Source organism: Ruegeria intermedia, from assembly GCF_900129345.1.
Lineage (GTDB): Bacteria > Pseudomonadota > Alphaproteobacteria > Rhodobacterales > Rhodobacteraceae > Ruegeria > Ruegeria intermedia.
Map to the genome: position 1 here is coordinate 61,551 of NZ_FQVK01000006.1, position 12,273 is coordinate 73,823.

14 protein-coding genes are annotated in these 12,273 nt (G+C 64.2%); 2 read left to right on the top strand and 12 right to left on the bottom strand.

The window, feature by feature from the left end; translation table 11 throughout:
- Position 1 precedes the first annotated feature (1 nt).
- The 4 genes from F3H26_RS06140 to purC all read right to left on the bottom strand — a co-directional run bounded on the left by F3H26_RS06140 (position 2) and on the right by purC (position 3,588).
- Complete coding sequence (locus F3H26_RS06140; protein ID WP_149775172.1) at positions 2-1,774, bottom strand: sensor histidine kinase; 1,773 nt, start codon at positions 1,772-1,774, stop codon at positions 2-4.
- A 36-nt stretch (positions 1,775-1,810) separates the two neighbouring features.
- The gene (gene purQ, locus F3H26_RS06145) at positions 1,811-2,479 is read right to left on the bottom strand and encodes a phosphoribosylformylglycinamidine synthase subunit PurQ (protein WP_149775173.1); all 669 of its coding nucleotides are present in this window, start codon (positions 2,477-2,479) and stop codon (positions 1,811-1,813) included.
- 33 nt (positions 2,480-2,512) lie between these two features.
- Positions 2,513-2,743, bottom strand: a complete 231-nt coding sequence (gene purS, locus F3H26_RS06150; RefSeq protein ID WP_149775174.1) for a phosphoribosylformylglycinamidine synthase subunit PurS — start codon at positions 2,741-2,743, stop codon at positions 2,513-2,515.
- Between the two features lie 89 nt (positions 2,744-2,832).
- On the bottom strand, positions 2,833-3,588 hold the full coding sequence (gene purC / locus F3H26_RS06155) for a phosphoribosylaminoimidazolesuccinocarboxamide synthase (protein WP_149775175.1): 756 nt from the start codon (positions 3,586-3,588) through the stop codon (positions 2,833-2,835).
- A 188-nt stretch (positions 3,589-3,776) separates the two neighbouring features.
- On the opposite strand from purC, the gene F3H26_RS06160 reads away from it, so the two are divergent.
- Positions 3,777-4,094: a DUF1476 domain-containing protein gene (locus F3H26_RS06160; RefSeq protein WP_149775176.1), complete on the top strand. Its 318-nt coding sequence runs from the start codon at positions 3,777-3,779 to the stop codon at positions 4,092-4,094.
- Between the two features lie 118 nt (positions 4,095-4,212).
- Positions 4,213-5,229, top strand: coding sequence for a betaine--homocysteine S-methyltransferase (gene bmt / locus F3H26_RS06165; protein ID WP_149775177.1), 1,017 nt, complete (start codon positions 4,213-4,215; stop codon positions 5,227-5,229).
- A 3-nt stretch (positions 5,230-5,232) separates the two neighbouring features.
- On the opposite strand, the gene F3H26_RS06170 is transcribed toward bmt, so the two are convergent.
- The 8 genes from F3H26_RS06170 to F3H26_RS06205 form a co-directional block, all read right to left on the bottom strand.
- The gene (locus F3H26_RS06170) at positions 5,233-6,009 is read right to left on the bottom strand and encodes an enoyl-CoA hydratase-related protein (protein WP_149775178.1); all 777 of its coding nucleotides are present in this window, start codon (positions 6,007-6,009) and stop codon (positions 5,233-5,235) included.
- Positions 6,010-6,081: 72 nt separating this feature from the next.
- Entirely contained in the window at positions 6,082-6,537 is a 456-nt protein-coding gene (locus tag F3H26_RS06175; RefSeq protein ID WP_149775179.1) for a cytochrome c-type biogenesis protein, read from the bottom strand.
- Positions 6,534-8,498 (bottom strand): heme lyase CcmF/NrfE family subunit, encoded by a 1,965-nt coding sequence (locus tag F3H26_RS06180; RefSeq protein ID WP_149775180.1) that lies wholly within the window; start codon positions 8,496-8,498, stop codon positions 6,534-6,536. The genes F3H26_RS06175 and F3H26_RS06180 overlap by 4 nt, the downstream gene beginning before the upstream one ends.
- Before the next feature lie 74 nt (positions 8,499-8,572).
- Positions 8,573-9,148: a holin family protein gene (locus F3H26_RS06185; RefSeq protein ID WP_149775181.1), complete on the bottom strand. Its 576-nt coding sequence runs from the start codon at positions 9,146-9,148 to the stop codon at positions 8,573-8,575.
- The gene (locus F3H26_RS06190) at positions 9,139-9,750 is read right to left on the bottom strand and encodes a holin-associated N-acetylmuramidase (RefSeq protein WP_149775182.1); all 612 of its coding nucleotides are present in this window, start codon (positions 9,748-9,750) and stop codon (positions 9,139-9,141) included. The genes F3H26_RS06185 and F3H26_RS06190 overlap by 10 nt, the downstream gene beginning before the upstream one ends.
- A gap of 130 nt (positions 9,751-9,880) precedes the next feature.
- Positions 9,881-10,327 (bottom strand): cytochrome c maturation protein CcmE, encoded by a 447-nt coding sequence (gene ccmE / locus F3H26_RS06195; protein WP_149775183.1) that lies wholly within the window; start codon positions 10,325-10,327, stop codon positions 9,881-9,883.
- 7 nt (positions 10,328-10,334) lie between these two features.
- Positions 10,335-11,363 (bottom strand): N-acetyl-gamma-glutamyl-phosphate reductase, encoded by a 1,029-nt coding sequence (argC, locus tag F3H26_RS06200; protein WP_149775184.1) that lies wholly within the window; start codon positions 11,361-11,363, stop codon positions 10,335-10,337.
- Between the two features lie 93 nt (positions 11,364-11,456).
- Positions 11,457-12,266 (bottom strand): glutamate racemase, encoded by an 810-nt coding sequence (locus F3H26_RS06205; RefSeq protein WP_149775185.1) that lies wholly within the window; start codon positions 12,264-12,266, stop codon positions 11,457-11,459.
- Positions 12,267-12,273: the final 7 nt, after the last annotated feature.

A 12,273-nucleotide genomic window follows, 5' to 3' on the forward strand; every position in this document is an offset into this window, starting at 1 on the left:
GTCATTCTGCGGCCTCCAGGCCGTCTTGCCCCAGAATGGGCAGTTGCATCTCGAATACCGCGCCGCCGTTCTGGCCGTTGCGCGCGGTCAGCCGTCCGCCATGGTCGTTCACGATACCCGACGAGATGGCAAGCCCCAAGCCGACCCCGTCACCGGCGCGCTTCGTGGTGTAGAAGGGCTCGAACAGGTTCTCGATATTCTCGATCCCATGGCCGTTGTCACGCACCGCCAGCACGGCGGTTTCGCCCGCGGCCAGTATGATCTCCACTTCGGGCTCCGCCACTGATTTGGTGGCGTCCAGCGCATTGCGCAAGAGGTTCACCATGACCTGCTCCAGCCGCATCCGATCGCCCATCACGATCACCGGGTCCTCGGGCAGGATCTGGCTGATCTTGACATGGCGCTGACGCAGTTGCGGTTCCATCATCGACAGGGACGAGGCCAGCGCCTCGCCAAGATTCACGGGCGAAAACGCATCCGCCCCCTTGCGCGCATAGGACTTGAGCTGCCGCGTGATCGCGCCCATCCGCTCGATCAGGCCATCGATACGGCCAAAGCTGGCCAGCGCCTCTTCGGGGCGGTTGCGGCGCAGCAGCAGCCGCGCGCCCGCCAGATAGGTCTTCATCGCCGCCAACGGCTGATTCAGCTCGTGGCTCACGGCCGCCGACATCTCGCCCAGAGCGGCCAGTTTCGAGCTTTGCGCCAGCGTCTGTTCCGCCACTTCCAGCGTCTTTTCGACCCTTTCGCGCTCGGCGATTTCACGCTGCAGACGGGCATTCAATGCGCGAAGCTCCGCCGACTCGCGCTGAAACAGCGCCATGCGGAACGTGGCCCTGCGGCTGAGCGCATAAAAGGCCAGCGCCAGCAGAATCGCGAAACCCATGATCTCGAGCGCCAGAACGCTGTTCACCTTTTCACGGATCGAGGAATAGGTCGTGAACGAGGTCATCTTCCAACCCCGAAACGGAATCCGCGTCTCCATCCGCATGACCGCCTCGCCCTGCAGATAGGCATCGGGCGGCAGAGCCGTCCAGTCCGCGGTGGCCCGTATGGCGCGCTCGATGGCCCCCTGCGGGTGCTGCCGCAACAGCGCCTCCTGCTCGTTCAACCCACGCCACTGCGGTTCGGTCGACAGGATGATCGTTCCGGTGCTGTCGGTCACCATCACGGCATCCGAAATTCCGGCCCAGGCGCTTTCGAATTTCTGCAGGTCCACCTCGACGACGATCACGCCCAGAATCTCGGCCCCGGATTCAAGCCGCCGCGAATAGACGAAACGATAGCCGCCGGCCTCGCGCGGGATGACCGAGAAGATCGTTGCATTGGACCGGATCGCCTCGACGAAATAGGCCGCGCTGCGGTGCCCTTCGCCCAACCGGTTGCGGTCGGTCGCGGCGACCGCCCGGCCGTCGCGGTCCAGCAGCATCAGCGACGCCGCGCCGATTTCCTCGACAAAGGACAGCAGGCGTTGCGTCGACAACGAGAAATCGCCCGACTGCAAGGCCGAGATCAACGTCGGGTCCCGCGCCAGCAACTGCGGCACGATGGCGTTGCGGCGCAGTTCGCTCAGCAAATTCCCGGAATACAAAGCCAGGCGCAGCTCGGCCCGATTGTGGGTGGATTCGGTGAACCGGTCGGTCAGCAGGCTGTTGGTGACCCACACGGTCGCCACCGCGGCCAGCAACAGGACGAACACCGCCAACCGCAACCGCCACCCCAGCGGGGCGACGCTGCCGAAGATCGATTTCCAGCCCTTTTGCGCGTTTGGTATCATGGGGCGAAGCTACGCGCCCACGCCCCTGACCTCAAGTCACGCAGGTGTCAGCACCCCCGCCAATGCGCGGAAGAGCGCCACCCCGTCGGTGCCGCCATGCGCAGGATCCGCCGCCCGTTCGGGATGGGGCATCATCCCCAGCACGCGCCGGTTGTGCGACAGGATGCCGGCAATATTCCCGCTCGAACCGTTCGGATTGTCGACATAGGTAAACGCGATTCGGTCCTCGTCTCGCAGGCGGCTGATGGTATCGTCATCGGCGAAATAGTTGCCGTCGTGATGTGCGATCGGAATGCGGATCACGTCGCCGGAGTCATAGCCCCGGGTAAAGGCGCTGTCGGCGGTCTCGACCTTCAATTCCACCGTGCGGCAGATGTATTTCAACCCGGCATTCCGCAGCAGAGCGCCCGGCAGAATGCCGGTCTCGGTCAGGATCTGGAACCCGTTGCAGGTGCCGATGGCATAGCCGCCGCGTTCGGTATGTTCGACCACGGCCTTGCAGATCGGCGACTGCGCGGCGATCGCGCCGCAACGCAGGTAGTCGCCATAGGAAAACCCGCCCGGAACGCCCACGATGTCCACGCCCTGCGGCAGTTGGGCATCCTTGTGCCAGACCATGTCGACCTGGAACCCGGCCTGCTCGAAGGCAACGGCAAGATCCCGGTCGCAGTTGGATCCGGGAAACACGACGACGGCAGCGCGCATGGCAAACCCTCCTTGGGGAAACGGCCGGAAAACTCAGACCAGTTCGATCTCGTAACGTTCGATGACCGTGTTGGCCAACAGCTTCTCGCACATCTCGGCCACGTCGGCCTCGGTCGCGCCCTCGGCCAGTTCCAGGTCGATCACCTTGCCCTGACGCACGCCTTCGACCTTGTCGAACCCCAGGGCGCCCAGGGCATGGCGCACGGCCTCGCCCTGCGGGTCCAGAACCCCGTTCTTCAGCATAACGTGCACTCGTGCCTTCATCTCAGGTCGTCCTCTGGTTCACTTGCGAAACCGTGGGGTCTCGCCATTTCCAAATCCTTGGTGCTTCGGCCCGGGGCTGGGCCTCGGCGTCAGTTGATCAGCGTGGGTTTCGTCACGTTGCTTTTGGGCAGCACGCCCAGCCGCCGCGCCACTTCGGAATAGGCGTCGGTCAGGCTGCCCAGATCGCGGCGGAACACGTCCTTGTCCAGCTTTTGCCCTGTCTCGATGTCCCACAGACGGCAGCTGTCGGGGCTGATCTCATCCGCGACGATCAGGCGCTGGAAATCGCCCTCGTAGACACGGCCGATCTCGATCTTGAAATCGATCAGACGGATACCCACGGCCAGCATCACGCCGCTCATGAAATCATTCACGCGCAAGGCCAGGCTGAGGATGTCGTCCATATCCTGCTGACTGGCCCAGCCGAAGGCGGCGATGTGCTCCTCGGTCACCAGCGGATCACCCAGCGAGTCGTCCTTGTAGCAATACTCCACGATCGGACGCGGCAGCTGCGTGCCCTCGGCGATGCCCAGCCGTTTCGACAGCGATCCGGCGGCATAGTTGCGGACGATCACCTCCAGCGGGATGATCTCGCAGCTGCGGACCAGCTGTTCGCGCATGTTCAGGCGTCGGATGAAGTGGGTCGGCACGCCGATCTGGTTCAGACCGGTCATGAAGAATTCGCTCAGGCGGTTGTTCAGAACACCCTTGCCGTCGATCACGTCTTTCTTTTCCGCGTTGAACGCGGTGGCGTCATCCTTGAAGTACTGCACGATCGTGCCCGGTTCGGGGCCTTCATACAGGATCTTGGCCTTGCCTTCGTAAATCTTCTTGCGACGCGCCATGTGCGACCTTTCCAGCGTGGGGCGAGGGAATGAGTCCCTGCGCTCTGGCGCTCTCATAGTGCAAGCCCCCCTTTCCCGCAAGTTCATGCGCCCGAGAGGCTTTGACGCAGCGCAAATACCTTGCACCCGGCCGCGCCTATGGTCATATCATCAGGAAACATGTTTTTACTTGAAGAGGCCCAACACCCATGACCACGTTCGACGAACGCGAAAACGCCTTTGAAGCAAAATTCGCCCATGACGAAGAAATGCAGTTCAAGGCGCAAGCCCGTTGCAACAAGCTGCTGGGCCTGTGGGCTGCGGAAAAACTGGGCAAAAGCGGTGACGAGGCCGCCGAGTACGCCAAATCCGTGGTGATCGCCGATTTCGAAGAAGCCGGCCACGAGGACGTGGTGCGCAAGGTCGCCGCGGATCTGGGCGATCTGTCCAGCCCCGAGGAAATCCGCGCCAAGATGGCGGAACTGCTGCCCGAGGCCAAAGCCCAGGTGATGAGCGAAGCCGACTGAGGCATCCACCCACCTCATGATCTTCATGAGTATTATGAATTTGATTCGACGTCCCGGTCATGCGACACGGGGCGTCTGAATTTATTGGCCCTCGGGGCCACAACTCCGGACATCTCCAATGACCAACGCGCTGACCAGACTGCTGGAAACGAAGGACGCCATTCTTGCCGATGGCGCCACCGGAACGAACCTGTTCAACATGGGGCTGCAATCGGGCGACGCGCCCGAGCTGTGGAACACCGACCAGCCCGACAAGATCCGCGCCCTGTATCGGGGGTCTGTGGATGCGGGCAGCGACCTGTTCCTGACCAACACATTCGGCGGCACCGCCGCACGTTTGAAACTGCATGATGCGCATACCCGCGTGGCCGAGTTGAACCGCGTGGGCGCCGAACTGGCGCGCGAGGTGGCGGATGCCGCAGGGCGTCCGCTGGTGGTTGCCGGGTCGGTCGGCCCGACCGGGGAAATCCTGGAACCCGTGGGCAGCCTGACCCATGCCGAGGCGGTCGAGATGTTCCACGAACAGGCCGAAGCGCTGAAAGCCGGAGGCGTCGACGTGCTGTGGCTGGAGACCATCAGCGCCCCCGAGGAATTCCGCGCCGCGGCCGAGGCCTTTGCCCTGGCCGACATGCCCTGGTGCGGCACCATGAGTTTTGACACCGCCGGGCGCACCATGATGGGCGTCACCTCGGCCGATCTGGCGCAGCTGGTCGAAACTTTGCCCAACCCGCCGATCGCCTTTGGCGCCAACTGCGGCACCGGCGCATCCGACATCCTGCGCACGGTACTGGGCTTTGTCGCTCAGGGGACCGAACGCCCCCTGATCTCCAAGGGCAATGCGGGCATTCCGAAATACGTCGATGGCCATATCCACTATGACGGCACGCCCGAGCTGATGGGCCGTTACGCCGCCATGGCGCGCGATGCCGGGGCCACCATCATCGGCGGCTGCTGCGGCACCATGCCCGAACACCTGCGCGAAATGCGCAAGGCGCTGGACACCACGCCGCGCGGCGCGCGTCCGACGCTGGACCAGATCACCGAGGCACTGGGGCCGTTCTCGTCGGCGAATGATGGCACCTCTGGCGAAGGCAATCAGCCCGAACGGCGCGCGCGCCGGCGCCGCCGGGCCTGAGGGTCAGCGCCCCTCGAACCTGGGGGCGCGTTTTTCCAGAAAAGCCACCACGCCTTCGGCGAAGTCACGGGTGCGTCCGCATTCACCCTGCAGATGGGCCTCGACCTGCAGCTGCTGTTCCAGCGAGTTTTCCCACGTGCCGCGGATCGCCTTCTTGATCGCCCCGAATCCTGCGGTCGGACCGTTGGCCAGATACGCGGCGCGCTTGCGCCAATGGGCCTCGAACGCGTCGTCGGGCACGGCTTCGTAGATCAGGCCCCAGTCATCGGCCTGTCGGGCGCTGATCTTGTCGGCGAACAGGGCCGCCCCCATCGCCTTGGCCATCCCCATCTGGCGCGGCATGAACCAGGTGCCGCCGGCATCGGGCAACAGTCCGATCTTGGCGAATGCCTGCAGAAAATAGGCGCTTTCGGTCGCGATCGTCACATCGGCACACAGCGCCAGGCTGGCGCCCGCCCCGGCGGCCGGACCGTTGACGGCGGCGATGGTCGGCACAGGGCAATCCCAGATCGCCTTCAGCATCGGCTCGTATTCGTCGCGCAGCGTGCCTTCCAGGTCGATCTTGCCGGTGCTGGACGCATCACCCAGATCCTGCCCCGAGCAGAAGGCCGGCCCTGCCCCGGTCACGACCACGGCCCGCGCGTCATGGGCGGCCTGCTTCATCGCGTGGGTGATCTCGGCCCGCATCTGGGTGGTCAGCGCGTTCATCTTGTCGGGCCGGTTCAGCGTCAGCACCGCCAGACCGTCCGTGATGTTCAAAAGCACCGTTTCGTATTCCATGAAGTCCTCACCTGGCACAGATTTTCCCGAACCCTGACGCAATTGCCCGGCAAGGGAAAGTCAAACCACGCGTCAGTCTTCCAGAATACGGCGCAGCCGCTCCTGTTCTTCCTCGCTCAGAGCGTCGGTTTCGGCGGTTTCGGCGCTGCGGGCGCGGCCGCGCAGAAAACTCCAGCCCATGATCGCCGCGATCAGCAACATGATCGGTCCGGCCAGCCACAGCAGCAGGTTCGCCCCCGTGGTCTTGGGCCTGAGAAGAACATATTCGCCATAGCGGTCCACGATGAAGGCAACCGCCTCTTCGTCCGTATCGCCGGCCACCAACCGCTCCCGAACCAGCAGGCGCAGGTCGCGCGCCAGTTCGGCATTGCTTTCGTCGATGCTTTCGTTGCGGCAGACCAGACACCGCAGCCCGGCGCTGATCTCACGCGCACGCTGTTCCAGAACCGGGTCGTCCAGCACTTCGTCCGGCTGTACCGCCATCAACGGAGACGCCAGCAACATCAAAACAAGGATCAGACGTTTCATTCTGCTGCGACTCCTGCGGGCGTGTTCTTGCGCGCCCCCGCCGCCACGCGGAAGCGCCGGTCGGACAGGCTGAGCAACCCGCCCAAGGCCATCAGGATACACCCCCCCCAGATCCAGTTCGCCAGAGGCTTGATATAGGTCCTCATGACCCAGCCGCCGTCATCCTGCTGGTCGCCGATCACAACATAAACGTCACGCAGAAAACGATAGTCGATCGCCGCCTCGGTGGTGGGCATCGCTGCCACCGGGTAGGTACGCTTTTCGGGATTCAGGGTCGCGACGGTTCGGCCATCTTTTTCCACCAGGACATCCGCCATGGTCGAAAAATAGTTCGGCCCCTCGACCTCGCGCACCCCATGCAGGGTAAAGTCGAACCCCGCAACCTCGAATGTTTCGCCCACGCGGGCGACGCGGATGTCTTCGACCTCCCAGGCGGTCAGGCCGGCGATGGCGAACATCGTGACGCCCAGCCCGGTATGGGCCACCGCCTTGCCCCAATCAGCCCCCGGCAGACGCATCAGGCGCGCCACGCTGCCCTTGCGGCCCGTTCGGCTCCACAGATCGACGATGGCGCCAAAGGTGATCCAGGCGCCCAGGAACAGCCCCACGGGCCCCAGCGCGCTGCGCCCCGTCTGCATCGCCCAGACCAGGATCGCCAGCGACACGGCCAAAACGAAGGCATAGCGCAACTGCCACGCAACGCGGCCCAGCTTGCCCCGCTTCCACGGCAGCATTGCGCCCAGGGGCAGCACGATCCCCAAAACCACCATGAACGGCGTGAACGCGGCGTTGAAGAACGGCGCGCCCACCGACAATTTCCGGTCGAACATCATCTCGGCCAGCATCGGCCACATGGTGCCGACGAACACGACAAAGCTGCTGACGGCCAGCAGGATGTTGTTCAGCACCAGCGCGCTTTCGCGGCTGACCATGCCGAACACCCCCTTGGCCTCCATCGCCTGCGCCCGCGCGGCGAACAGGGTCAGCGCGCCGCCGATGAAGTCCACCAGGATGAACAGGATGAACACCCCGCGCTCGGGATCGTTGGCGAAGGCATGGACCGAGGTCAGAAGGCCCGAGCGCACGATGAAGGTTCCGATCAACGAGAAGCCGAAGGCGATGATGGCCAGCAGGATGGTCCAGCTTTTCAGCGCCTCGCGCTTTTCGACCACGATGGCCGAATGCAGCAGCGCGGCGGCCAGCAGCCAGGGCATGAACGAGGCATTCTCGACCGGGTCCCAGAACCAGAAACCGCCCCAGCCCAGCTCGTAATAGGCCCACCAGGACCCCAGCGCGATGCCGATGGTCAGAAAGATCCACGCCGCCAGCGTCCACGGCCGCACCCAGCGGCCCCATGCGGCGTCGATGCGCCCCTCGATCAGGGCCGCGACCGCAAAGCTGAACGCCATGCTCAGCCCCACATAGCCCAGGTACAGAAATGGCGGGTGAAACGCCAACCCGGGATCCTGCAGCAGAGGGTTCAGGTCGCGCCCGTCAAACGGGGCCACCGGCAGCCGGTCGAACGGGTTCGAGGTGAACAGGATGAAGGCATAGAACGCCACGCCGATGGCCCCCTGCACCGCCAGCACCCGCGCCTTCAGCGTGGGCGGCAGGCCGGCGCCGAAAAAGGCCGCCATGGCGCCAAAGATCGCGACGATCAGCACCCACAACAGCATCGAGCCCTCGTGATTGCCCCAGGTGCCGCTGAGTTTGTACAGCATCGGTTTGGCCGAATGGCTGTTCTCGACCACGATCCGCAGCGAAAAGTCCGACGTCGCGAAGGCCCAGACCAGCGCTCCGAAGGCGAAGCCGGTCAGCAGAAACTGCGACACGGCGGCCGGTTCGGCGAAAAACATCCACGAAGGCCAGCGTTTTGCCGCGCCGATCAACGGCACGACGCTTTGCGCGATGGCCACCAGAAAGGCCAGGATAAGGGCGAAATGTCCAAGCTCGGTAATCATGGGCCCGGTATACCCTCGCCCCGCGCCAAGCGCCAATCACTTTCGCCGCCCTTGCGCGCACATAGTGTCGCGCCTCAGGCCCGCAGGCGCCGCCAGTCCTCCAGCGCCGGGTTGGGATCCGGGGCGGTCAGTTGGGCCGTCAGTTCCGCATCCGTCCCCGGGTCGGCCGCGCCGGGGCTGTCCGCCCGCATCTGGCGCAGCGTCTGAAGGTTGGCCATCACCTGCGGCGCGCGCATCATCGTGACCGAGATATCGCGTTGCAGATCCTGCACCTTGGCCTGATGCCGCGCCCCGAAATAGAAGGACACGATCACGCCCAACAGCCACCACAGCGGTTCGGGCACCAGCGCGATGCCCTGCATCCGCGCCGCAAACCACAGCGGATCGACCATCGCCGCAACGAACAGCCCCAGCGTGCCCAGGGCCAGCGCCGGACGCGGAAGCCGGTTCAGCCCGTCCATGAACCGATCGAATCCGCCTTTGCGCGGCACCGCGAATTCGGCGCCGAACTGGCTCATGGCCTGCCCGCGCATCTCGACGTCGCGCACGGCGCCAGCCTCGGCATTCTCGCGGAAAACCTCGGCTGTTTCGCGCACCACGTTGCGTCCGCCCCCGAACAGCAGATCGAAAATTCCCGCAATCAACCCCATGCTGCGACCCTTTCGTGAAACTCCGCCTCACTCAGATGGTAGGACGGAGACAGAAACGCCTCGGCCCGACGGATCCATCCGCCCTTGCCGCCAGTCCGGCTGCGCACATATTTGCGCGAGGCCGGTCGCCGGTCGGCCAAACGGAAATAATAGTTCCGCCGCGCCACCCCATAAGCATCGCGCAGCGCCATCGGATCGGGCATGGCGGCCTGGGCGCAAGCCGCAGCAGTCTGCGGACCCATCACCCCGTCAACGATCACCGCAAAACCCATCTGCACCAGCAGGCGCTGCAGGATGCGCACGGCCTGAGACCCTGCGTTGACATACATGTCGAACAGCGACGGCTGCAGCGCCTCGGGGGCAAGCCCAAGCCGGGGTTTGCGGAAATAATGCGCGATGAATATCTCGACCGCCTGTTCCCGGCTCAGCGCCATCACGTCGCGCCGGTCAACCACGCCATCATCCGTCAGGTCGACCCCGAGGCGGCGCATCGTGTGGATGGTGACGCCGTATTTCGTCGCCCCGCCCGGGTCATCCGGGTCATCGACGAAGCCACCTTCGCGGGCCACGATCTCCCATGCGATCTGCCGAACCGACTGCATGCTGCACCTCTGTGTTCTCGTGCAGCCAAAGCTCGGCCAAAAGATTTAAGGCCTTGAAACGACAGCGGGCGCTGCCCGGCCCATCCGCGCAACGCCCGCCCAAATCAACCACCCTGCGGCAGAGCCAGGATCAGCTCTCGCCGGCCTCCTTGTAGACGCCCTGCTCTTTCAGAGCGTCCATGACCTCTTTGGGCATGTAGGTCTCGTCGTGTTTTGCCAGGATCTCGGTGGCCTGGAACACGCCGTCGACATAGCTGCCGGTGCCGACCATGCCCTGGCCCTCGGAGAACAGGTCAGGCAACACGCCGGTGAACGACACCGGAACGCTTTCACCGCCATCGGTCACGACAAAGCGCACCGTCTCGCCCTGCCCGCGCACGATCGAGCCTTCTTCGACCAGTCCGCCGATGCGGAACACCTCGTTCGGCGCCGGCGGTTCGGCGATCACCTGGCTGGGCGAGCGGAAATAGTTGATCCCGTCCCGCATCGCATAGCCGATCAGCCCCGTCGCCAGAGCCAAGGCCACGAAAGCCAGCAATATGACCTGAATGCGGCGGCGTTTCTTCAGCGTTTTCATGTCAGCCTCATGGGAACAGAGGGGCCATCGTCAGCCCCGTCGTTTCAGGTTCACCTAACATCAGGTTTGCGTTCTGCAAGGCCTGCCCGCTGCTACCTTTCGTCAGGTTGTCCAGCGCGGCGATCACGATGGCACGGCGTTCGATCCGGTCGCCGACCACCCCGATATGGCAGAAATTCGACCCCCGCACATGATGGGTCGAGGGCGTCTCGCCAAAAGGCAGCATGTGGATGAAGGGCTCGTCCGCGTAAGTCGCGCACAGCGTTTCATACACGCTCTGCGGGTCGCCCTTGACATACGAGGTCGCCAGAATGCCCCGGTTCGCGGGGATCAGATGCGGCGTGAACTGGATGTGAACCGCGCGACCCGCCAGTTTCGAGAACTCCTGATCGAACTCGCCCAGATGCCGGTGGGTGCCGCCGACGGCATAGGCGTTGGTGCCTTCGCTCAGCTCGGCGTGCAGCAGATTCTCTTTCAGCGCCCGTCCTGCCCCCGAAACGGCGCATTTCAGATCAAGAATGATGTCGTCCAGGTCGATCACCCCGGCCGAGATCAGCGGCCGTAGCACATATTGCCCCGTCGCCGCGTTGCACCCGGTGCCCGCCACCAGCCGGGCGGCGCGGATCTCGTCGCGGTAGAACTCCGTCAGGCCATAGACGGCCTCGGCCTGCCGGGCCAAAGCGACATGCGGGTTGCCATACCATTTCTCGTATTCCGCCGGATCGCTCAGCCGGAAATCCGCTGACAAATCAACGATTTTCAGGTCGGAGGGCAATTCGCGGATCACTTCCTGGCTGGTCTTGTGCGGCAGCGCGCAAAAGCACAGGTCGATCTGGTCAAAGTCTATTTCCGAGATCTTGCACAGACGCGGCAAATCCAGATGGCGCAGATGCGGAAATACCGCGGCCATGGTCTGGCCGGCCTTGCGCTCGGCCGCCAGGGCGGTAATTTCCATGTTCCGGTGCCCGGCGATCAGCCGCACCAGTTCGGCACCGGTATAACCCGAAGCGCCCAGGATTGCGATTTTGTGGGTCATGTCAGACCTCGTTTCTTGATGTGTCACGACTGGCAACCATCTCATGAACGGTTCCCGGATAAATCCGCGCGCCGGCCCGGTCCTTGACCGAAGTCAGGCGGCCTGAAAGGTGATTTGTCGTCGCAGAAACTGCGTTGCCCGGTCACTGACCTTCTTGGAATCGCCCGTGGTCAGGAACCCGGCCTCACCGGTGCCCAGCATGTCGGGGTGCCGCTGGAGATAATCCGCAAGGCTTTCGGCCACCAGGTCGCCCTGGCTGAACACCTGCACATCCGGTCCCAACGCCGCCTGAAAGGCTTCGGCCATCAGCGGATAGTGCGTGCAGCCCAAAATCGCAGCCTGCGGATGGGGCATCTTGCGCTTCAGCGCGTCCACATGGCTGCGCACAAGGGCCTCGGCCAGGATCATGTCGCCATCCTCGATGGCATCGACCACGCCACCGCAGGCCTGCGCCTCGACATCGACGCCGATGGCGCGGAACGCCAGTTCACGCTGGAACGCGCGGCTGGCCACGGTCGCCGGTGTGGCAAACAGGGCCACATGCTTGACCGCCACTTCGCGCGGAGGGCTGTTGTCGCCCCACCGGCGCTCGGTCAGTGCTTCGATCAGCGGGACGAACACCCCCAGAACGCGCTTGCCCTGGGGCACGCCCTCTTCCTGCATCCGCCGCAGCGCCGCGGCGCTGGCCGTGTTGCAGGCCAGAATCACCAGATCACAGCCGCGCGACCACAGGTCCTGTACCGCGTTTCGGGTCAGGTTGTAGATATCCTCGGCGTCACGCACGCCATAAGGCGCGTGCGCGCTGTCCGCGTAATACAGGAAATCCACATCCGGCAGACGTGTCTGCGCGGCGTTCAGGACGGTCAGCCCGCCCAATCCGGAATCAAAGATGCCTACTGCCATTTGCCCC